This window comes from Ruegeria sp. CDSB136, assembly GCF_059610965.1.
This window is the reverse complement of the sequence record NZ_JBXWOP010000010.1, coordinates 123332-142689: the sequence shown is the minus strand read 5'-3', so window position 1 is coordinate 142689 and position 19358 is coordinate 123332. Positions and strand designations below refer to the sequence as shown.

Sequence of the window (19358 nt, the reverse complement as noted above, 5' to 3'; positions counted from 1 at the left end):
CCGCAACCGCAAGGGCGAGATGTTTTCCAACGCCCCATTTTCTTTGGTTTCGGCCTTTCCAACAGGTGGGCGGCACGACGAGGACTTGCCTGCCGGTCACAACTTCGAAGTTTTCCCGCGGCGGCACTTGACCTGCACGAGCCTCAAATCCTACGAATTCTTCGGTAAAGTGACTATTTGTCTGCGTTAATAAATTTGGTGGAGGGGCCGCATGCCCACGAACGTATATGGTGCCTTTCGGTCTGACAGCACATTGTCCGATGCAGGGGCTTCATCCAGTGTCGTGGGATCCACGTTCCAGATATCGGCCTACAGCCAGATCACGATCCAGGACGGCGCAGACGCCACGATTATCGATGGCGACAACATCTCAAACGAGACCGGCAACGACCCGACCCAGACCCTGAACGGAGAGATCATTTTCTGGGATTTCACCGTTTCGGTGACGGACGGCACGAATACCTACCAGATCGGCCTTTTCGACTATGACCTCGACGGGGATGGAAATTCGATCGGGGTCGACAGCGAGGACGGGTATTTTCTGGGCTTCATCGGCGGGACCATTCCGCCCCTGAACACGACACTGACCATCACCGCCATTATCGACAATGGCCCGGACATCGATGTCGACACTGTTGTCCCTTGCTTTGTGGAGGGGACAAGCATCCAGACGCCTGATGGTCCACGCCGGATCGAGACCTTGAATCCGGGCGATGTGGTCACGACCCTGGACAATGGGCCCCAGATAATCCGCTGGATCGGTTCGCGCGAACTGGACAGCATCGATCTGAGGGTCAAGCCAAAGCTGCGGCCGGTTCGGATCGCCAGGGGTGCGCTTGGGAATGGTCTGCCCAAAGACGACCTGCGAGTGTCCAGGCAGCATCGGATGCTGGTCCGATCCCCGATCGCGGCCAGAATGTTTTCCAAGCCCGAGGTTCTGGTGCCTGCGCGCGAGCTGGTTGGGATGCCTGGTATTTCCATCGAAGAAGACGACCAGCAGGTGACGTATTTTCACATGCTGTTTGATCGGCATGAGGTGATTTTTGCCGAAGGGGCGCCGTCGGAAAGCCTGTTCACCGGACCACAGGCACTCAAAAGCATAGGTGAAGAGGCCACCGCCGAAATCGCAGAACTGTTTCCCGAGATCATGTCCGAAACCTATGCGCCCGAAATGGCGCGGCTCATCCCTCGGACCGGAGGGCAAACGCGGACACTGGTCCAGCGGCATCTGAAAAACAGCAAGCCGCTGGTTTCTGAGGCCTGAGTTCCACCCGCACCACAGTCTTGGGGGCACGGAGCCCCTGGCATTCTCGCGATGGGAATTCCGCTGACCGCCCTCATTCCACTGGCCCAAACGCAAAAATCGCGTTAGACTCTCAATCAGATCCCGAAAACGGGACGTGAACGAGGCAGAAAGTGGCGGTATCTCATGACTGAGATGGTGTATGGCGCGGTCCAGGACCAGCGCGGCGAACCGATTCTACCAAAGTGGTGGCGCACGATTGATCGCTGGACGATGTCCTGCGTTCTGATCCTGTTTGTCATCGGGCTTTTGCTGGGGCTTGCCTCATCACCGCCACTGGCGGGGCGCAACGGGTTCGACCCGTTCCACTATGTCGAACGTCAGGCGTTTTTCGGCGGATTGGCGTTGATCGCAATGCTGCTGACCTCGATGATGTCGCCGACATTGGTGCGACGTCTGGCGGTGCTGGGTTTTCTGGCTTCATTTGTGGCTCTGGCCTTTCTGCCCGTCTTCGGCACCGATTTCGGCAAAGGCGCGGTGCGCTGGTATTCGCTGGGGTTTGCCTCGCTGCAGCCGTCCGAGTTTCTGAAACCTGGCTTTGTAGTCGTGGCGGCTTGGCTTCTAGCCGCATCACAGGAAATCAACGGCCCGCCGGGACGGTTGTGGTCTTTCGCGCTGTGCACGGCCATTGTCGGAATGCTGGTGATGCAACCCGATTTCGGGCAGGCGTGCCTGATCCTGTTTGGTTGGGGTGTTATGTACTTTGTGGCAGGCGCACCGATGCTGTTGCTGGTCGGCATGGCTGCATTTGTGGTTCTGGGCGGCATGTTCGCCTATTCGAACTCGGAACACTTCGCCCGCCGTATTGACGGTTTCCTCAACCAGGAGGTCGATCCGACCACCCAGTTGGGCTATGCCACCAACGCCATCCGCGAGGGTGGGCTGTTCGGTGTCGGCGTCGGTGAAGGGCAGGTGAAATGGTCGCTGCCCGACGCGCATACGGATTTCATCATCGCCGTGGCGGCCGAGGAGTACGGCCTGATCCTGGTGCTGATCATCATCGCGCTATACTCGCTGATCGTCGTGCGGTCGCTGCTGCGCCTGATGCGCGAACGAGACATGTTCATCCGTCTGGCCGGAACCGGTCTGGCCTGCATGTTCGGTGTTCAGGCGATGATCAACATGGGCGTTGCCGTGCGCTTGTTGCCCGCCAAGGGCATGACGCTGCCGTTCGTCAGCTACGGCGGCTCATCGCTGATTGCAGGCGGCATTGCGGTCGGCATGCTTTTGGCGTTTACCCGCACCCGCCCACAGGGCGAACTGGGTGATATTCTGCGCGGACGAGGTTGATGAGCAAACCCTACCTTCTGATTGCGGCGGGCGGCACCGGGGGCCACATGTTCCCGGCACAGGCGCTGGCCGAGGCGATGCTGCAAAAAGGATGGCGCGTGCGCCTGTCCACCGATGCCCGTGGCGCCCGGTACACCGGGGCCTTCCCCGACGCGACCGAGATTGTCGAGGCATCTTCGGCCACTTTCGCACGTGGTGGCTTGGCGGCCAAGGCGATGGTCGGGCCCCGGATCGCCGCCGGTGTGACGGGGATGGCGTTTCAGATGATGCGCGACCGCCCGGATGTGGTCGTGGGCTTTGGCGGCTATCCTTCGATTCCGGCGTTGGGTGCGGCGACGATGCTGAAAATCCCCCGCATGATCCATGAACAGAACGGGGTACTGGGCCGTGTGAACCAATTGTTCGCCACCCGTGTTGCACAAGTGGCCTGCGGCGTCTGGCCCACAGATCTGCCCGAAGGTGCACATGGCATCCATACCGGCAACCCGGTTCGCGCTGCTGTTCTGGATCGGGCCGCCGCAGGGTATATCCCGCCGGGTGATTACCCGATGTCGATCCTGGTGATGGGTGGCTCGCAGGGCGCACGCATCCTAAGCGATATGGTGCCCGGAGCCATCGCCGAACTGCCCGAAGATATCCGCAACCATATCCGCGTCTCTCATCAGGCGCGCGACGAAGATGGCGAACGGGTCACCGCGTTCTACAGCGACCACGGCATTCGCGCCGATGTTCGGCCCTTTTTCGACGATGTGCCCCGCCGCATGTCAGATGCCCAACTGGTCATCAGCCGTTCGGGCGCATCCAGTGTCGCCGATATCTCAGTGATCGGCCGCCCCTCGATCCTGATCCCCTTTGCTGCCGCGGCAGGGGACCACCAGACCGCCAATGCGCGCGGACTGGTTCAGGCGGGTGGGGCGATCATGATCCCCGAAAATGCACTTGACGTTGCCTCGCTGACACAGCAAATCACCACGGTTCTGACCAAGCCCGAAGCCGCACAGAAAATGGCCCGTGCCGCCTTGTCCGCGGGGGCGCCGGACGCAACCGAGCGACTGACAGCCCTTGTCGAACATCTGGCGCAGAAGGAGACCGCATGACCCCAGCAACCAAACTGCCGCAGGACGTAGGCCCGATCCATTTCGTCGGGATCGGAGGGATCGGGATGTCAGGCATCGCCGAGGTGTTGCTGAACCTTGGCTACCGGGTGCAGGGCTCCGACCTGAAAGCTTCCAAAATCACGGATCGTCTGGCTAGTCTGGGGGCCGAGATATTCGTGGGGCAGCGCGCCGAGAACCTGAAGAACGCCGCTGTTGTCGTTGTCTCGACCGCGATCAAGCCGGGCAATCCCGAACTGGACGAAGCCCGTGCGCAAGGCCTGCCGGTTGTCCGCCGCGCCGACATGCTGGCCGAGCTTATGCGCCTGAAATCCAACATCGCCATCGCCGGAACCCACGGCAAGACCACCACGACCACCATGATGGCCGAGCTTATGGTGGCGGGCGATTTCGACCCGACCGTCATCAATGGCGGCATCATCCACGCCTATGGCTCCAACGCGCGCATGGGGCAGGGCGAATGGATGGTGGTCGAGGCCGACGAATCCGACGGCTCGTTCAACCGACTGCCTGCAACTATCGCTATCGTCACCAATATCGACCCCGAGCATATGGAGCATTGGGGCGATTTCGACACCCTGCGCGACGGGTTCTATGAATTCGTCACGAATCTGCCGTTCTACGGTCTGGCTGTTTGCTGCACGGACCATGCCGAAGTGCAGGCGCTGGTGGGCCGCATCACCGATCGCCGCGTCCGCACTTACGGTTTCAACGCGCAGGCGGATGTGCGGGCAGTGAACCTGACCTACAAGGGCGGTGTGGCGCATTTCGACATCCACCTGCAATACGAAGACAAAGTGATCGAAGGTTGCACCCTGCCGATGCCGGGCGACCACAACGTCTCGAACGCCTTGTCCGCCGTGGCCGTCGCCCGTCATCTGGGTATGAAGGCGTCGGAAATCCGCGAGGCGCTGGCGAATTTCGGCGGCGTCAATCGCCGCTTCACCAAGGTCGGGGAAGTCGACGGTGTCACCATCATCGACGACTACGGCCACCACCCGGTTGAAATCGCTGCCGTGCTAAAGGCGGCCCGTCAGGCCACCGACGGCCGCGTCATCGCCGTGCACCAGCCGCACCGTTATTCCCGCCTGTCGAACCTGTTCGATGACTTCTGCACCTGCTTCAACGACGCCGACGTGGTCGCCATCGCAGAGGTGTTCGCGGCCGGGGAAGACCCGATTGAAGGCGCCTCGCGCGATGCTCTGGTGCAAGGTCTGATCCGCCATGGCCACCGCCATTCCCGCGCGATCCTGAGCGAGGACGATCTGGAGCGCCTTGTCCGGGAACAGGCCCGTCCAGGCGACATGGTCGTCTGCCTCGGTGCCGGTACAATCAGCGCCTGGGCCAATGGATTGCCCGAAAGATTGCAGCGAAAACAAGCTGTTTGACCCTCGCGCTCATTTGGCGCACAACCCAAATGTATGATATGCTGCGGGCGGCTTCCGCGCGTCCTTGGAGGGGCGAATGGATTATTCGATGATCTTCTCAGCGCTCTGGGTGATCTGCGCTACTATCGTGGCGTTGTTGCCGATGCGGCTGCAATTCCCTCCGGGTATCATTTTGCTGATCTGTGCGCCGGTGCTGATCGTTTGGCTGGGCTACGTACATGGCTGGCTTTGGTCGATGCTGGCTTTGGGCGGTTTTGTCTCGATGTTCCGCAACCCGATCCGCTATTACTGGCGCAAATGGGTGCGCGGGGAGGTCATGGAATGAACTGGTCCATTGCTCTCGCCGCTCTCTGGGGGGGTGCCGCGAATGTGCTGGCGATGATCCCCAGCAAGGACAATCACTGGACCCGCGCCTATGTCCTGATCGCGTTGGGTATCCCGATCCTGGGATTTGTGACCTATCAGAATGGCCCATGGGTCGGCCTGATCGTACTGGCCGCCGGCATGTCGGTGCTGCGCTGGCCGGTGATTTATCTGACCCGTTGGACAAAGGCGAAAATGCAGGGCATGAAGGCGGCTGACGAATAACCGGCCAACTTGACGAGGTACGCCATGGCGACGATCACCACATTTGCCTATCTGCCGCTCATTTCCCTTGTTCTTGGTGCCGCCGCAGGGTTCACCGCAGGCCGCTGGATCGGACTGCGCGGTCTGTTGTGGCTGATTGGGCTGGCGTCTGCCGCCGGGCTGGTGCTGATCGTGATACTGGCCAGCGTTGGAACGGGGGAAGAAGAGCAGGCATTCGGTCCGCTCGTCTGGCTGACCGCCGGTGTGCTTCCGTTTCTATTCGCCGCGATCATGGGCGGCGTCGGCGGGCGCAGCCTGGCTGCGCGTGCGGCCGAATGACAACCCTCCCCGCGACCCGAGGCCGCCTGTCCGAGGCCCGTCCGCTGGCCGACCTCACATGGCTCCGCGTCGGAGGTCCGGCGGATTATTTGTTCCAGCCAGCCGACCTTGAAGATCTGCAATCGTTCCTGCGCGACCTTCCGGCGGATGTACCGGTGTTCCCGATGGGCGTCGGTTCGAACCTGATTGTGCGCGACGGCGGCTTGCGGGCGATGGTGATTCGGCTGGGGCGGGGCTTCAACGGCATCTCGGTCGAGGGAAACACTGTTACCGCGGGCGCGGCGGCACTGGACGCGCATGTGGCGCGCAAGGCGGCGGACGCGGGGATCGACCTGACCTTCCTGCGAACCATCCCCGGCTCCATCGGCGGTGCGGTGCGCATGAACGCAGGCTGTTACGGCAACTACACGGCGGATGTACTGCGCAAGGCCACCATCGTGACCCGGCAGGGCAATGTCGTGGACCTGTCGCCCGACCAACTGAACTTCCGCTACCGCCAGACAGATCTTCCCGAAGGCGCGGTTCTGGTCTCGGCCACGTTCGAAGGCCCCCCGGGCGATCCCGATGACCTTCATGCGCGCATGGCGGCGCAGTTGCAAAAGCGCGACGAGACACAGCCCACCAAGGATCGCAGCGCCGGTTCCACTTTCCGCAACCCTGCCGGTTTCTCCTCCACAGGCCGGGCCGATGACGTCCACGACTTGAAGGCGTGGAAAGTGATCGATGATGCGGGCATGCGCGGCGCGACACGTGGCGGGGCGCAGATGAGTCCAAAGCACTCGAATTTCCTGATCAACACCGGCACCGCCACCGCCGCCGACCTCGAAGGACTGGGCGAGGAGGTGCGAAAAAAGGTTTACGAAACAAGCGGCATCACGCTAGAGTGGGAAATCATGCGGGTCGGTGATCCGCTGACAGAATAAAGCCCCATCCGTCAGACCATAGCAGGCAAATTCAGGCGGCGGATCAAAGGCATAAACAAGATACGGACCACCACATAAGGTCCGGGGACATTGAGGCGCACGAAGTGGGTAAGTCGAGCAGGACAAACCCCAAAGTGGCGGTATTGATGGGCGGCCCCTCGAAGGAACGCGAGGTCTCGCTCAGCAGCGGGCGCGAATGCGCAGCCGCCCTTAGGGAAGAAGGCTTTGAGGTGGTCGAACTGGACGCTGGTCCCGACCTTTACGCGCGTCTTCTGGATATCAAGCCTGATGTGGTTTTCAACGCCCTGCATGGCCGCTGGGGCGAGGATGGCTGTGTGCAGGGGATGCTGGAATGGATGCGTATCCCGTATACGCATTCCGGCGTTCTGGCTTCGGCCCTGGCCATGGACAAGCAGCGCAGCAAGGAAGCGTTCCGCGTCGAAGGCCTGCCCATCGCAGAAAGCATCATCGCCCCAAAGGATGAGGTCGAAGCCGACCACGTCATGCCTGCGCCTTATGTGGTCAAACCCAACAACGAAGGCTCCAGCGTCGGTATCTATCTGGTGCACGAAGGCACCAACGGTCCCCCGAAACTGTCCGACGACATGCCGGATCAGGTAATGGTCGAGCAATATGTGGCGGGGCGCGAACTGACCGTGACCGTGATGGGCGACCGTGCCCTGACAGTAACCGAGATCATGACCGAAGGCTGGTACGACTACGACGCCAAGTACAAGCCCGGTGGCTCGTCGCACGAACTGCCTGCCAAGATTCCGGCTGACATTTTCGACATGTGCATGGACTATGCCGTGCGCGCTCATAAGGTGTTGGGGTGCAAGGGCGTCAGCCGCACCGACTTCCGCTGGGACGATGCACGGGGCGCGGATGGTCTGTTCCTGCTGGAAACCAATACCCAGCCCGGCATGACGCCGACCTCGCTGGCGCCAGAACAGGGCGCGCATCTGGGCATGAGTTTCGGCCAGTTTTGCGCCTGGATGGTGGAGGACGCCTCATGCGACCGTTGACCGCCACCCGCGCACCCGTGATCCATCGCAGCAAGCCTCTGGCCGGACCGGATGCCGATTTCGCCACTGCCGAGCCGACCCCTCAGGCCAAGCCGAAACTGCAACTGCGCGGCGCCCGTTTTTTTGGTCGCAACGCCCGCCGCTCCGATCCCGCGCCGTCGCGGCTCAGCTACCGGTTCCAGCGCTGGATGCTGACACCCGGTATCCGGCTGAGCGTTCGTCTGGGCCTGCCGGTTTGCGTTGTTGCGGCGGCGGTCGGGCTCTATTTCGCGTCCGAAGACCGGCGCGAAGCGCTCAGCGCCTATATCGCCGACATCAAGACCTCGGTTCAGGAGCGCCCCGAATTCATGGTCAACCTGATGGCCATCGATGGTGCGGGGCCGGGCCTGTCGGACGACATCCGCGAAGTCGTGCCGTTGGACTTCCCGATCAGTTCCTGGGATCTGGATGTCGAACAGATGCGCGACACCATAACCGGACTGGACCCGGTGAAATCGGCCACCGTCCGCATTCGCCCGGGCGGCATTCTTCAGGTCGATGTGGTCGAGCGTCAGCCGGTCATCGTCTGGCGCACGCGCGACGGGATCGAATTGTTGGACGAAACTGGTGCCCATGTGGATCAGGTCGCCTCGCGCAAGGATCATGCGGATCTGCCGCTGATCGCGGGTCAGGGGGCGGATCAGCATGTCGGCGAAGCGCTGCGGATCCTGACCACGGCGCGCAGCCTCGGTGACCGCGTGCGCGGACTGGTACGCATCGGTGAACGCCGCTGGGACCTGGTCCTGGATCGTGGCCAGCGCATCTTGCTGCCAACCGACCGCCCGGTTCGCGCGCTCGAGCGGGTATTGGCGGTAAACGAGGTACAGGACCTTCTGGAACGCGATGTGGCCGTGGTCGACATGCGCCTCGGTCAGCGTCCGACCATCCGAATGACCAAAGCCGCCAGCGAAGACTGGTGGAATACAAAAGTGACAACGAGTAGCGGGCAGTAGCGACAATGATGACCGATCTTTATCAGTCCCAGCGGGCCATGCGGCAGATGCGCAGGCAAGCCATGCAAAGGGGCGTCATCGCCATTCTGGACGTGGGCAGTTCGAAGATCGCCTGTCTGGTGCTGCGATTTGACGGCACTGGCCGGCTGAGCGATGACAACAGCATCGGCTCATTGGCCGGGCAGACCGGGTTCCGTGTCATCGGCGCCGCGACGACCCGCTCGCGCGGAGTGCAGTTCGGCGAAGTCACTGCCATGCAGGAAACCGAACGGGCCATCCGCACTGCCTTGCAGGCGGCACAGAAGATGGCGGACATTCGCGTTGATCACGTCATCGCCAGTTTCTCGGGCGCGAACCCGCGCTCCTACGGTCTGGACGCTCAGGTCGATCTGGAAGGTCAGCTCGTGACCGAAGCCGAGGTCGGACGTGTGCTGAACGCCTGCGACGTGCCCGATTATGGGGCCGGGCGCGAGGTTCTGCATGCCCAGCCGGTGAACTTCGCGCTGGACAACCGGTCCGGCCTGATAGACCCGCGGGGACAAATGGGGCAGAGCCTTGCGGTCGATATGCACATGCTGACCGTTGATGCGGTGGCGATCCAGAACATCGTGCGGTGCATCAAACGTTGCGACCTGGAATTGGCGGGGATAGCGAATTCAGCCTATGTCTCGGGCATCTCGGCGCTGGTCGAGGACGAGCAGGAACTGGGCGCGGCCTGTATCGACATGGGCGGCGGCACGACCAGCGTGTCGATCTTCATGAAGAAACACATGATCTATGCCGATTGCGTGCGCATGGGTGGTGATCACGTGACCTCGGACATTTCCATGGGCCTCGGCGTTCCAGCGGCAGTGGCCGAGCGGATCAAGACGTTCAATGGCGGCGTGCATGCCACAGGGGCCGATGACCGCGATCTGATCGATATCGGTGGCGATACCGGCGACTGGGAACATGACCGTCGCACCGTCAGCCGTGCCGAACTGATCGGAATCATGCGCCCAAGGGTCGAGGAAATTCTCGAAGAGGTCCGTGTGCGGCTGGATGCAGCCGGGTTCGAACACATGCCCAGCCAGCAGATCGTCCTGACCGGCGGCGGCAGCCAGATCATGGGGCTGGACGGCCTCGCCACCCGTATCCTGGGTCAACGCGTCCGCCTTGGTCGCCCCTTGCGCGTTCACGGCCTGCCGCAATCGGCCACAGGGCCGAGCTTTTCGTCTGCTGTGGGCCTCAGCCTGTTCGCCGCCCATCCGCAGGACGAATGGTGGGATTTCGAGATCCCGGTCGACACCTACGCGGCGCGCCCCTTCAAACGCGCCGTGCGCTGGTTCCGTGACAACTGGTAGAAGGCTGCTTCGGGGGCTGATCGCCCCGTTGCTGTTGCCCGCCGGCGCGGTCGCTCAGACCGCCATCTCTCCCGACGCGTTTCTGGATGCGGTCATCGGCAAGACGGTCACGTTCTATGAGATCCGCAGCGGTCAGCTGGTGGGAACAGAGCAGTTTTTAAGTCGCAATACCTCGGTCTGGCGCGAGAATGGCCTGGGCTGCGTCTATGGTCAGATCACCACGCCAAACGGGCAGATCTGCTTCCTCTATGACAATGATACGGACGGGGTGCCAGTCTGTTGGTGGCCGTTTCTGCACCACGACCGCCTGCTGGTGCGCCTGGCCACCTTCGTCGGCGGTGAAATTCAGGAGGTCCGCCGAATAAGCGAGGATAGCCTCAACTGTCCAAGTGTCCCTGTCAGTTGAAAAATCGACTTGCGGTGCCCGAGAATATCCCTCAAGATATCCACAAGGCCCGTCAGAGGCCCGGCGGCAGGACCCGAGCAGGTACCCGCAAAACAAGAATGGACCCGATTGTGACGCATCTTCTGGCTGGAGGCACGAATTGCGTATGCGTTGTGGTGCCATGCGTCCGCTCCGCAACATCTGGCGGATCGCGCGAAATACCGCCTCTGGTTGCCTTATTTCCTCCATATTTTGTGGATTCCTGCGATTTTTGACGTGACGTTTGTGGATATGACCGGTAGAATTAAAGGCGGATAGGTAAGAAAAACACCGCTTTGGCGGGTTATTAGAACAGGCGGACAGAGCATGACATTGAATCTTTCGATGCCCGGGCACGACGAACTGAAGCCTCGGATCACAGTATTTGGCGTGGGCGGTGCAGGCGGCAATGCCGTCAATAACATGATTGAAAAACAGCTGGACGGCGTCGATTTCGTGGTCGCCAACACAGACGCGCAGGCGCTGCAGCAAAGCCAGTCCTCGGCGCGGGTGCAGCTGGGTGTGAAAGTCACCGAAGGCCTGGGCGCTGGGGCGCGTCCGACCGTTGGCGCAGCCGCCGCCGAAGAAAGCATCGAACAGATCGTCGATCATCTGGCTGGCGCGCATATGTGCTTCATCACTGCTGGAATGGGCGGCGGCACTGGGACAGGCGCGGCTCCGATCATCGCGCAGGCCGCGCGCGAGCTGGGTGTGCTGACCGTCGGCGTCGTAACCAAACCCTTCCAGTTCGAAGGTGCCAAGCGGATGCGTCAGGCTGAAGACGGTGTTGAGGCGCTGCAGAAGGTTGTCGATACGCTTATCATCATCCCGAACCAGAACCTATTCCGTCTGGCCAATGAAAAGACGACCTTTACCGAGGCGTTCTCGATGGCTGACGACGTTCTGTATCAGGGCGTCAAAGGCGTGACCGACCTGATGGTCCGTCCGGGCCTGATCAACCTCGACTTTGCGGATGTGCGCGCCGTCATGGACGAGATGGGCAAAGCGATGATGGGGACCGGCGAGGCAACCGGCGAAGATCGCGCGGTTCAGGCGGCCGAGAAGGCGATTGCCAACCCGCTGCTGGACGAAATCAGCCTTAAGGGTGCCAAAGGCGTGCTGATCAACATCACTGGCTCGCACGACCTGACCCTGTTCGAACTGGACGAAGCTGCCAACCGCATCCGCGAAGAAGTGGACCCCGAAGCCAACATCATCGTCGGGTCGACCCTCGATACCGCGATGGAAGGCGGCATGCGCGTGTCCGTCGTGGCCACCGGGATCGATGCAACCGACAAACAGGCCGAAATTCCGGTTGCGCGTCGTTCGATGTCGGCACCGCTGACCCGCACCGTTTCCGCGGAAGAGCAGGCGCAGGAAGAAGCGCAGACCGTTGCCGCAGAACAGCAGGCACCTGCTGAGGTAAACCCCGAACCTTCGCTGTTCGAAGCGGCTGACGAGCCGGTCCAGTCCCAGCCTCAGTTCCAGCCGCAGGCGGAACAGGATGATGATGACCTGCCGCCGCCCGCCTATCAGCCGCGCGTGGCCGAGTTTGAACCGCAGCCCGAGGTTGCGGAACCTGCGCCGGAAAGCTTTGTCGCACCGCGCGCCGCTGCTGCCGGCACTCCGTCCCCCGAGGCCCTGCAGCGACTGCAGGCAGCTGTTCAGAACGTGCCATCGGCAAAACAGCGCATGGCGGCAAGCCGCGCGGACGTCGAAGAAGCGGCCCCCGCACAGCGGGCGGAAGCTCATGACCGGCCCCGTTTCGGCTTCAACAGGCTGATCGACCGCATGACCGGTCATGCAGCCGATACACCCGCTCAACCGGCCCGCCAACAGCCGGTCATGCGCCAGGCTGACGCCACGGCACCTGCCCATGAAGAGGCAGATCCGGATCAGGAACGTATCGAAATTCCGGCCTTCTTGCGCCGTCAGGCCAACTGATCGCGGTAACAAAATGATGACAAAGGGTCGCCGTTTGGCGGCCCTTTTTCGTTTAAAATAAAGTGCTTATTGTAATGTAAGCAGGGTTTTGCCGATCTGTAACATCCATGTTTCAATCGGTTGCAAAGAGTGAGTTGAGCCTTATCGCCGGCTTCCTTAACTGAGTGTTCAACACAGCCCAAGCAGGCTGGACATCACCCACTGAGGTCAGTTTTGCAACACACGCTCAAATCATCGGTCACGTTTACAGGCACCGGGCTGCACAGCGGCAAGCCTGCGACGATGGTCCTGAAGCCGGCAGCCGCCGGTCACGGCATCTGGTTCAAGCGGACGGATATCGAATTGGGCAATGCGCTGATCCCGGCCATCTACGACATGGTGGACCGGACCCCGCTCTGCACCCGTCTGGTGAACGAGGCCGGCGTTTCCGTTTCAACCGTTGAACACATCATGGCGGCCCTTGCCGGTTGCGGCGTGCACAACGCGCTGGTCGAGATTGATGGTCCCGAAGTTCCGATCATGGACGGCTCGTCCATCGAATTCGTGCGTGGCATCATGGCCAAGGGCGTGCGCCGTCAGGCCAGCCCTGTTCTGGCTTACGAAGTGCTCAAACCGGTCACCGTCTCTCGCGAGGGCGCAAGCGCCTCGATCGCTCCGGCGAAAGGGCTGTTCATCGATTTCCACATCGATTTCGAAGATGACGCGATTGGCAACCAGACCAAGACGCTGGATATGCGCAACGGTTCGTTCGCGCGCGAACTCAGCGATTGCCGCACGTTCTGCCGCCGCACCGATGTCGAAGCCATGCGCGAAAACGGCCTGGCGCTGGGTGGTACGCTGGACAACGCAGTCGTTGTTCAGGGCACCGACGTTCTGACACCAGGCGGGTTCCGCCGCGCGGATGAGGCCGTACGCCACAAGATGCTGGATGCCCTGGGCGACCTGTATCTGGCAGGCGGTCCGATTCTGGGCCACTTCACCGGCGACAAGTCCGGTCATTCGATGACCAACACGCTGCTGCGCAAGCTGTTCGAGACGCCCGGCGCCGTGCGCCCCGTGCTGTGCACCCCCGAACAGGCGGCCCGACTGCCCGGTCAGGGCCTGATCTGGGCGGAAATCCCCGAAGTCGCCTGATCTGGGCGGTCCGCGAGATGCCGCGGATCAACACTGGCGACATTTCCGACAGAGAGCGTTAAAGACGTTTTGCACCGGAATTTTCTGTGCTAGACCATGGCACAATCCGGGTCAGAACCCGTTAAGCAAGACGACAAGGATGAGCGGAATGGTGGGCAGCAAAGCGGCAGTCAGGTTCGCAGGGGCGATTCTTCTGGCAGCAACTTTAGCAGCGTGCGGCAATGGCGGACTTTTCGGAAGAAGGGGCGCGGACCGCGACCAGAACCTGGAAGGCTTCACGCCGGAACAGATTTACACGCGCGGTGAATACGAACTGTCGCAGAACCGTTCTGACGACGCGGCGTGGTATTTCTCGGAAGTCGAACGGCTCTATCCCTATTCTGACTGGGCCAAACGGTCGCTGATCATGCAGGCCTTCGCGTTCCATACCGACGAGAACTATGAAGAAAGCCGGGCGGCAGCTCAGCGTTATATCGATTTTTATCCTACGGACGAAGATGCCGCCTATGCCCAGTATCTGCTGGCGCTCAGCTACTATGACCAGATCGACGAAGTGGGCCGCGACCAGGGCCTGACCTTTCAGGCGCTGCAGGCGCTGCGCACGGTGATTGAGGTCTATCCGGACAGTGAATACGCCACCTCTGCGGTGCTGAAATTCGATCTCGCCTTCGACCATCTGGCCGGAAAAGAGATGGAGATCGGACGCTATTACCTGCGTCAGGATCATTTTGCAGCCGCCATCAACCGCTTCCGCGTTGTGGTCGAGGATTTTCAGACCACCTCGCACACTGCCGAAGCGCTGTATCGTCTGGTCGAGGCGTACCTGTCGTTGGGCCTGGTGGATGAGGCGCAGTCGGCCGGTGCGATCCTGGGCTACAACTACCAGTCCTCGGAATGGTACGACAGTGCTTATACCCTGCTGACTTCGCGCGGCCTCAAACTCAAGAGCCGTGGCAACAACTGGCTCAGCCAGGTTTACCGTCAATCGATCAAAGGGCAGTGGTTGTAATCGCCATGACCATAGGGTTGGGACAGTAGGACCCGATGCTACGCGCCCTTGATATTCGCGACATGCTGATCATCGACCGGCTGGAACTGACCTTCCAGCCGGGTCTCAATGCGCTGACCGGTGAAACCGGTGCGGGCAAGTCGATCCTGCTGGATTCTCTGGGCTTTGTTCTGGGCTGGCGTGGTCGCGCCGAACTGGTGCGGCAGGGGGCTGCGCAGGGTGAAGTGCTGGCCGAGTTTGAACTGCCCGCCGATCATCCCGCCCATGCCGTTCTGGCCGAGGCCGGGCTGCCCGGCGGCGAAGAACTGATCCTGCGCCGCGTCAACACGGCCGAGGGCCGCAAAACCGCCTGGGTCAATGACCGCCGCTGCTCGGGAGAGGTGCTGCGTGCGCTGTCCGAGACATTGATCGAACTGCACGGCCAGCACGATGACCGCGGCCTGCTGAACCCGCGCGGGCATCGTGTTCTGCTGGACGACTATGCCGGGGCAGGGAACCAGCTTAGCGCCGTCCGAGCGGCCTGGTCACAGATGTCCCGCGCCCGCAAGGCGCTGACCGAGACCGAAGGCACGCTGGCCGCAATGCGCGCCGAAGAAGAGTTTCTGCGCCACGCCGTGTCGGAACTGGATCAGCTTGATCCTCAGCCGGGTGAAGATGCCGAACTCGACGCCCGCCGCCGCATGATGCAGGGGGCCGAACGGATCCGCGACGACGTGGCCCGTGCCTTTGCCCTGTTGGGGGGCGAGGGCGCCGAAGGCGCTTTGGCCGACGCGGTGCGCTGGCTTGAAGGTGTGTCGGACCATGCCGGCGGCCAGCTTGAAGAGCCCATCGCCGCACTCGGCCGCGCCATGATTGAACTGGGCGAAGCGCAGGATGGCGTCAACGCCTGCCTTCAGGCGCTGGATTTCGACCCGGCAGAACTGGAACAGACCGAAGAACGCCTGTTCGCCATTCGCGCGCTGGCCCGCAAACACGACGTCGCGCCTGACGATCTGGGCGCTTTCGCCGACACCCTGCGTGAGCGTCTGAACCGGCTGGACGCCGGAGATGCCGACCTTGCCGACAGGCGTGCCGCTGTCGAGGCCGCGCAGGCCGCCTACGATGCCGCCGCAGCCCAGCTCAGCAGCACGCGTCAGAATGCGGCGGGGCAACTCGACGCGGCCGTGATGGCTGAACTTGCACCGCTGAAAATGGAACGCGCGGTGTTTCGAACCGAAATCACACCAGCCGATCCCGGCCCCGAAGGCACCGATGCGGTGGCCTTCACCGTCGCCACCAATCCCGGCGCGCCCTCGGGACCGCTGAACAAGATCGCATCCGGCGGTGAACTCAGCCGCTTCCTGTTGGCGCTCAAGGTTTGCCTCAGCGGTGATGACAGCGCCCGCACGATGATCTTCGATGAAATCGACCGGGGTGTTGGCGGTGCCACTGCCGATGCCGTTGGCCGCCGTCTGGCCGCGCTGGCGCAGGGGGGGCAGGTGCTGGTCGTGACGCATTCGCCGCAGGTGGCCGCGCGGGCCGCGCATCACTGGCGTGTCCAGAAACAGGTTGCGGACGGGCAAACCCTGTCCACCGTCATCCCGCTGGCCGACCCGGACCGGGTGGATGAGATTGCCCGCATGGTCGCAGGCGACACCATAACGGACGAAGCCCGCGCCGCCGCACGCGCTTTGCTGCAGGCCTGAGACATATCTGCCGCTTTCCGGTTCTCAAACCGTCGCTATCCCACTTTTATAAGGACGCACCGTGGCTTACTAATGAGGGAACGATGACCTCCGAGGGCAAATGACCCAGTCGACCCGCACCGTTCTGCGCAATCAGCTCAATCAGGCACTGGCCGCGATCAAGGATGCATGGCGGGTGATGCTCCGTCGGGGACCCAGCCAGATTCAGTTCTGGTTCATCGCCCTGGCCATCGGTATCGCGGCGGGTTTCATGGCGCTGGGATTCCGCAAGGCCATCGCCGCACTTCAGGCGTATATCTACAACACCGAGGATATCCTTCTGCTGCACAGCCATGTGGAAAAGCTGCCTTGGGTCCTGATCCTGATCACGCCGATCATCGGTGGCCTGGTTGTCGGTATCATCCTGCACATTTTCACCGATGACGGGCGTGTCCGGTCCGTGGCGGACGTGATGGAAGGTTCTGCCGTCACCGATGGGAGGGTCGAGATCAAGGCAGGGATCGCGTCTTTCCTCGCCTCGCTCATCACGCTCAGCTCAGGCGGCTCGACGGGTCGTGAAGGGCCGGTGGTTCACATGGCGGGCGTCATTTCAACATGGGTCAGCAACCGCATCCACGCGGACGGCATCACCGGTCGCGACCTGCTGGGCTGTGCCGTGGCCGCCGCCGTCTCGGCCAGCTTCAACGCCCCCATTGCGGGTGCGCTTTTCGCGCTCGAAGTGGTTCTGCGCCACTTCGCGGTCCATGCCTTCGCCCCTATCGTTATTGCCTCGGTCGCGGGGACGGTTATCAACCGTCTGGCCTATGGTGACGTCACCGAGTTTGTCCTGGAGACCCCCGGATCGCTGCAATTCTATGTGGAGTTGCCCGCGTTCCTGATCCTCGGGCTGATCTGCGGGTTCGTCTCTCTGCTGCTGATGCGCTCGATCTTCTTTGCCGAGGATATCGGCAACCACATCCAGACCCGCCTGTCACTGCCGCGCTGGCTGCGGCCGGCGGTATCGGGGGCGATGCTGGGGCTGATGGCGATCTGGTTCCCGCATATCATCGGTGTCGGGTACGAGACCACGATCCGCGCCCTGACCGGCGACCTGCTGCTGACCACCGCAATCCTGTTTGCCGTTCTCAAGACCGTTGCGGTCGCCATTACCATGGGCGGCCGCATGGGTGGCGGTGTGTTCTCACCGTCGCTGATGATCGGCGCGCTGACCGGGCTGGCCTTTGGCCTGATCGCCACCGGCTTGCTGCCGGACGTATCGGGGACCCACACGCTCTATGCCTTTGCCGGAATGGGTGCCGTGGCCGCCGCAGTTCTGGGGGCACCCATCTCGACCACGCTGATCGTGTTCGAACTGACCGGAGACTGGCAGATCGGCCTTGCGGTGATGGTCTCGGTTTCGATGTCCACCGCGCTGGCTTCGCGCCTGGTGGACCGGTCCTTCTTCCTGACTCAACTGGAGCGCCGCAACGTGCATCTGGCCGCCGGGCCGCAGGCCTACCTGCTGGCCATGTTGCGCGCTGGCGCCGTGATGCGACCGCTCGGAGATCCGCGCTCGATCACCAGGGATGAGGCGCAGGAGTTGATTGAACAGGGCTTCTGCATTCAGGCCAGCGCCACGCTTGAGGCTGCGATGCCCTATTTCGACCGCGGTGACATCCCCTGCATTCCGGTGGTTCTGATCGAAGATAACGGTGTCGAAACCCCGGTCGGCGCGCTTTATCACATAGATGCGCTCAAGGCGTATAACCGTGCGCTGGCGGCGACAGCGGCCGAGGAGCATTCGTAGCGAGGCCGAAGCCGGCGCGTTGCACTGCGTCTTCTGAAACGGGAGCCGCTTAGCCGGTTGGCGCTTTCTTCGCTTCTTCCTTGATCACAGACCGGAGCCAACGTGCCAGTTTCGACCGGTCGGTTGCAGCGGTCCAGTACATATGCTCTGCCATGCCCGTGTCAAAATCGAAAGGCCGCAGAGCAAGCCTGTCCCTGAACCGGTTGGCCATCCGTGACGGCAACGCGGCCAGCAGGTCGGTGCCCACGATGATTTCGCCAAAGGATATCGCATCACTGCTGACGATCGAACGCCGCAGGCTGATGCCCTGTTCGGCGGCATAGCGAACCGGCGCCTGCTGCCAGCCGGGGCGCGGTTCGAAATGGACGAAATTCATCTCCTTGATGTCGTCCAGCCCCAGGACATCTTTCTTTGCCAGCGGGTGTGACGGATCCATCATACAGACATGCTGCTCGCGGTTCAGGTATTCTTCGCCGTAAATCCCGCTGTCCGACACTTTCTGCGGCCCGAGGTAGATATCGGCGCTGCCACTCAGCAACAAGTCGCTGGCAAGGCCGTAGTTATAGTTCAGGATCAGCCGGATCGCAGGTGCTTCGCGCCGGAGCCGCCGAACGACTTGCGGCAAAACAAGCAACGTTTCGTAACTGGTGATATTGATCCGGATCTCTCCCTCGGACTGCTTCGGATCGAATGCCTCATCGTCGCGAAACTGCTCGGCTTCTTCCAACATGTGCTCCACCCGGTCCATGAGCCGGTGACAATGGTGCGTAGGTGCTATCGCCCCGCCTTGTTTGACAAACAGGGGATCCTGCGCTGCCTTTCTGACACGTTCGATCGTGTAACTGACCGAAGACGGGTTCATGCCCAGCTCGGCCGCGGCCTTTGCGAATGAGCGGTGCGTGTGCACCAGCTTCAGCGTACGAAGCGCCGCGAAATCGAGCGAGAGTATTTCTGGCGCTGCGGACATCGGAACCCTGTCTGAGTGTGATTGAAAATTTCAATGCAATGAAACGGATTGATCTGATTGTTCAATCTGACACATCCGGACATCCTTAGGCAAGCAGACCCGTCACGGGATGCATTGCAACAGA

The 19358-nt window shown here is 61.8% G+C and carries 18 protein-coding genes; 17 read left to right on the top strand and 1 reads right to left on the bottom strand.

Annotation, left to right across the window (positions count from 1 at the left end):
- Window positions 1-211 precede the first annotated feature (211 nt).
- From AC2FIR_RS12645 to AC2FIR_RS12565, 17 genes are all read left to right on the top strand, one after another.
- Complete coding sequence (locus tag AC2FIR_RS12645) at window positions 212-1264, top strand: Hint domain-containing protein (protein ID WP_496746054.1); 1053 nt, start codon at window positions 212-214, stop codon at window positions 1262-1264.
- 165 nt (window positions 1265-1429) lie between these two features.
- Window positions 1430-2593 carry a putative lipid II flippase FtsW gene (gene ftsW, locus AC2FIR_RS12640; RefSeq protein ID WP_170677944.1) on the top strand — a complete coding sequence of 388 codons (1164 nt, stop codon included), beginning with the start codon at window positions 1430-1432 and terminating at the stop codon, window positions 2591-2593.
- Entirely contained in the window at window positions 2593-3690 is a 1098-nt protein-coding gene (locus tag AC2FIR_RS12635) for a UDP-N-acetylglucosamine--N-acetylmuramyl-(pentapeptide) pyrophosphoryl-undecaprenol N-acetylglucosamine transferase (RefSeq protein WP_170677942.1), read from the top strand. Before ftsW ends, AC2FIR_RS12635 begins: the two co-directional genes overlap by 1 nt.
- Complete coding sequence (gene murC, locus AC2FIR_RS12630; protein WP_170677940.1) at window positions 3687-5096, top strand: UDP-N-acetylmuramate--L-alanine ligase; 1410 nt, start codon at window positions 3687-3689, stop codon at window positions 5094-5096. The genes AC2FIR_RS12635 and murC overlap by 4 nt, the downstream gene beginning before the upstream one ends.
- A gap of 76 nt (window positions 5097-5172) precedes the next feature.
- Window positions 5173-5421 (top strand): DUF2484 family protein, encoded by a 249-nt coding sequence (locus tag AC2FIR_RS12625; RefSeq protein ID WP_170615234.1) that lies wholly within the window; start codon window positions 5173-5175, stop codon window positions 5419-5421.
- The gene (locus tag AC2FIR_RS12620; protein ID WP_496762467.1) at window positions 5418-5684 is read left to right on the top strand and encodes a DUF2484 family protein; all 267 of its coding nucleotides are present in this window, start codon (window positions 5418-5420) and stop codon (window positions 5682-5684) included. Before AC2FIR_RS12625 ends, AC2FIR_RS12620 begins: the two co-directional genes overlap by 4 nt.
- A 24-nt stretch (window positions 5685-5708) precedes the next feature.
- On the top strand, window positions 5709-6002 hold the full coding sequence (locus AC2FIR_RS12615; RefSeq protein ID WP_496746057.1) for a hypothetical protein: 294 nt from the start codon (window positions 5709-5711) through the stop codon (window positions 6000-6002).
- The gene (murB, locus tag AC2FIR_RS12610; protein ID WP_496746059.1) at window positions 5999-6925 is read left to right on the top strand and encodes a UDP-N-acetylmuramate dehydrogenase; all 927 of its coding nucleotides are present in this window, start codon (window positions 5999-6001) and stop codon (window positions 6923-6925) included. The genes AC2FIR_RS12615 and murB overlap by 4 nt, the downstream gene beginning before the upstream one ends.
- Before the next feature lie 104 nt (window positions 6926-7029).
- Entirely contained in the window at window positions 7030-7950 is a 921-nt protein-coding gene (locus AC2FIR_RS12605) for a D-alanine--D-alanine ligase (RefSeq protein WP_480525132.1), read from the top strand.
- A complete protein-coding gene (locus tag AC2FIR_RS12600) occupies window positions 7938-8942 on the top strand; it encodes a cell division protein FtsQ/DivIB (RefSeq protein WP_496746061.1) in 1005 nt (334 codons plus the stop codon). The genes AC2FIR_RS12605 and AC2FIR_RS12600 overlap by 13 nt, the downstream gene beginning before the upstream one ends.
- An 8-nt stretch (window positions 8943-8950) precedes the next feature.
- A complete protein-coding gene (gene ftsA / locus AC2FIR_RS12595; RefSeq protein ID WP_170615246.1) occupies window positions 8951-10285 on the top strand; it encodes a cell division protein FtsA in 1335 nt (444 codons plus the stop codon).
- Window positions 10272-10691: a hypothetical protein gene (locus tag AC2FIR_RS12590; protein WP_321254133.1), complete on the top strand. Its 420-nt coding sequence runs from the start codon at window positions 10272-10274 to the stop codon at window positions 10689-10691. The genes ftsA and AC2FIR_RS12590 overlap by 14 nt, the downstream gene beginning before the upstream one ends.
- Before the next feature lie 345 nt (window positions 10692-11036).
- Window positions 11037-12653, top strand: coding sequence for a cell division protein FtsZ (gene ftsZ / locus AC2FIR_RS12585; RefSeq protein WP_170615248.1), 1617 nt, complete (start codon window positions 11037-11039; stop codon window positions 12651-12653).
- Between the two features lie 213 nt (window positions 12654-12866).
- Window positions 12867-13787, top strand: coding sequence for a UDP-3-O-acyl-N-acetylglucosamine deacetylase (lpxC, locus tag AC2FIR_RS12580; protein ID WP_170615250.1), 921 nt, complete (start codon window positions 12867-12869; stop codon window positions 13785-13787).
- A gap of 148 nt (window positions 13788-13935) precedes the next feature.
- Window positions 13936-14796 (top strand): outer membrane protein assembly factor BamD, encoded by an 861-nt coding sequence (locus AC2FIR_RS12575; RefSeq protein WP_170615252.1) that lies wholly within the window; start codon window positions 13936-13938, stop codon window positions 14794-14796.
- A 35-nt stretch (window positions 14797-14831) separates the two neighbouring features.
- Window positions 14832-16481 (top strand): DNA repair protein RecN, encoded by a 1650-nt coding sequence (gene recN / locus AC2FIR_RS12570; protein WP_480914065.1) that lies wholly within the window; start codon window positions 14832-14834, stop codon window positions 16479-16481.
- A gap of 100 nt (window positions 16482-16581) precedes the next feature.
- The gene (locus AC2FIR_RS12565) at window positions 16582-18267 is read left to right on the top strand and encodes a chloride channel protein (protein WP_170615256.1); all 1686 of its coding nucleotides are present in this window, start codon (window positions 16582-16584) and stop codon (window positions 18265-18267) included.
- A 49-nt stretch (window positions 18268-18316) separates the two neighbouring features.
- Here the strand turns inward: AC2FIR_RS12565 and AC2FIR_RS12560 are convergent, their stop codons facing one another.
- Window positions 18317-19234: a LysR family transcriptional regulator gene (locus tag AC2FIR_RS12560; protein WP_496746063.1), complete on the bottom strand. Its 918-nt coding sequence runs from the start codon at window positions 19232-19234 to the stop codon at window positions 18317-18319.
- Between the last annotated feature and the right edge of the window lie 124 nt (window positions 19235-19358).

Excerpts from the sequence above, each read along its gene's own strand:
- AC2FIR_RS12565 (WP_170615256.1), top strand. The coding sequence starts at position 16,582 with ATGACCCAGTCGACCCGCACCGTTCTGCGCAATCAGCTCAATCAGGCA.
- AC2FIR_RS12615 (WP_496746057.1), top strand. The coding sequence starts at position 5,709 with ATGGCGACGATCACCACATTTGCCTATCTGCCGCTCATTTCCCTTGTT.
- ftsW (WP_170677944.1), top strand. The coding sequence starts at position 1,430 with ATGACTGAGATGGTGTATGGCGCGGTCCAGGACCAGCGCGGCGAACCG.
- recN (WP_480914065.1), top strand. The coding sequence starts at position 14,832 with ATGCTACGCGCCCTTGATATTCGCGACATGCTGATCATCGACCGGCTG.
- AC2FIR_RS12620 (WP_496762467.1), top strand. The coding sequence starts at position 5,418 with ATGAACTGGTCCATTGCTCTCGCCGCTCTCTGGGGGGGTGCCGCGAAT.
- AC2FIR_RS12575 (WP_170615252.1), top strand. The coding sequence starts at position 13,936 with ATGGTGGGCAGCAAAGCGGCAGTCAGGTTCGCAGGGGCGATTCTTCTG.
- ftsZ (WP_170615248.1), top strand. The coding sequence starts at position 11,037 with ATGACATTGAATCTTTCGATGCCCGGGCACGACGAACTGAAGCCTCGG.
- murC (WP_170677940.1), top strand. The coding sequence starts at position 3,687 with ATGACCCCAGCAACCAAACTGCCGCAGGACGTAGGCCCGATCCATTTC.
- AC2FIR_RS12560 (WP_496746063.1), bottom strand. The coding sequence starts at position 19,234 with ATGTCCGCAGCGCCAGAAATACTCTCGCTCGATTTCGCGGCGCTTCGT.
- AC2FIR_RS12600 (WP_496746061.1), top strand. The coding sequence starts at position 7,938 with ATGCGACCGTTGACCGCCACCCGCGCACCCGTGATCCATCGCAGCAAG.
- murB (WP_496746059.1), top strand. The coding sequence starts at position 5,999 with ATGACAACCCTCCCCGCGACCCGAGGCCGCCTGTCCGAGGCCCGTCCG.
- AC2FIR_RS12625 (WP_170615234.1), top strand. The coding sequence starts at position 5,173 with ATGGATTATTCGATGATCTTCTCAGCGCTCTGGGTGATCTGCGCTACT.
- AC2FIR_RS12635 (WP_170677942.1), top strand. The coding sequence starts at position 2,593 with ATGAGCAAACCCTACCTTCTGATTGCGGCGGGCGGCACCGGGGGCCAC.
- AC2FIR_RS12645 (WP_496746054.1), top strand. The coding sequence starts at position 212 with ATGCCCACGAACGTATATGGTGCCTTTCGGTCTGACAGCACATTGTCC.
- ftsA (WP_170615246.1), top strand. The coding sequence starts at position 8,951 with ATGACCGATCTTTATCAGTCCCAGCGGGCCATGCGGCAGATGCGCAGG.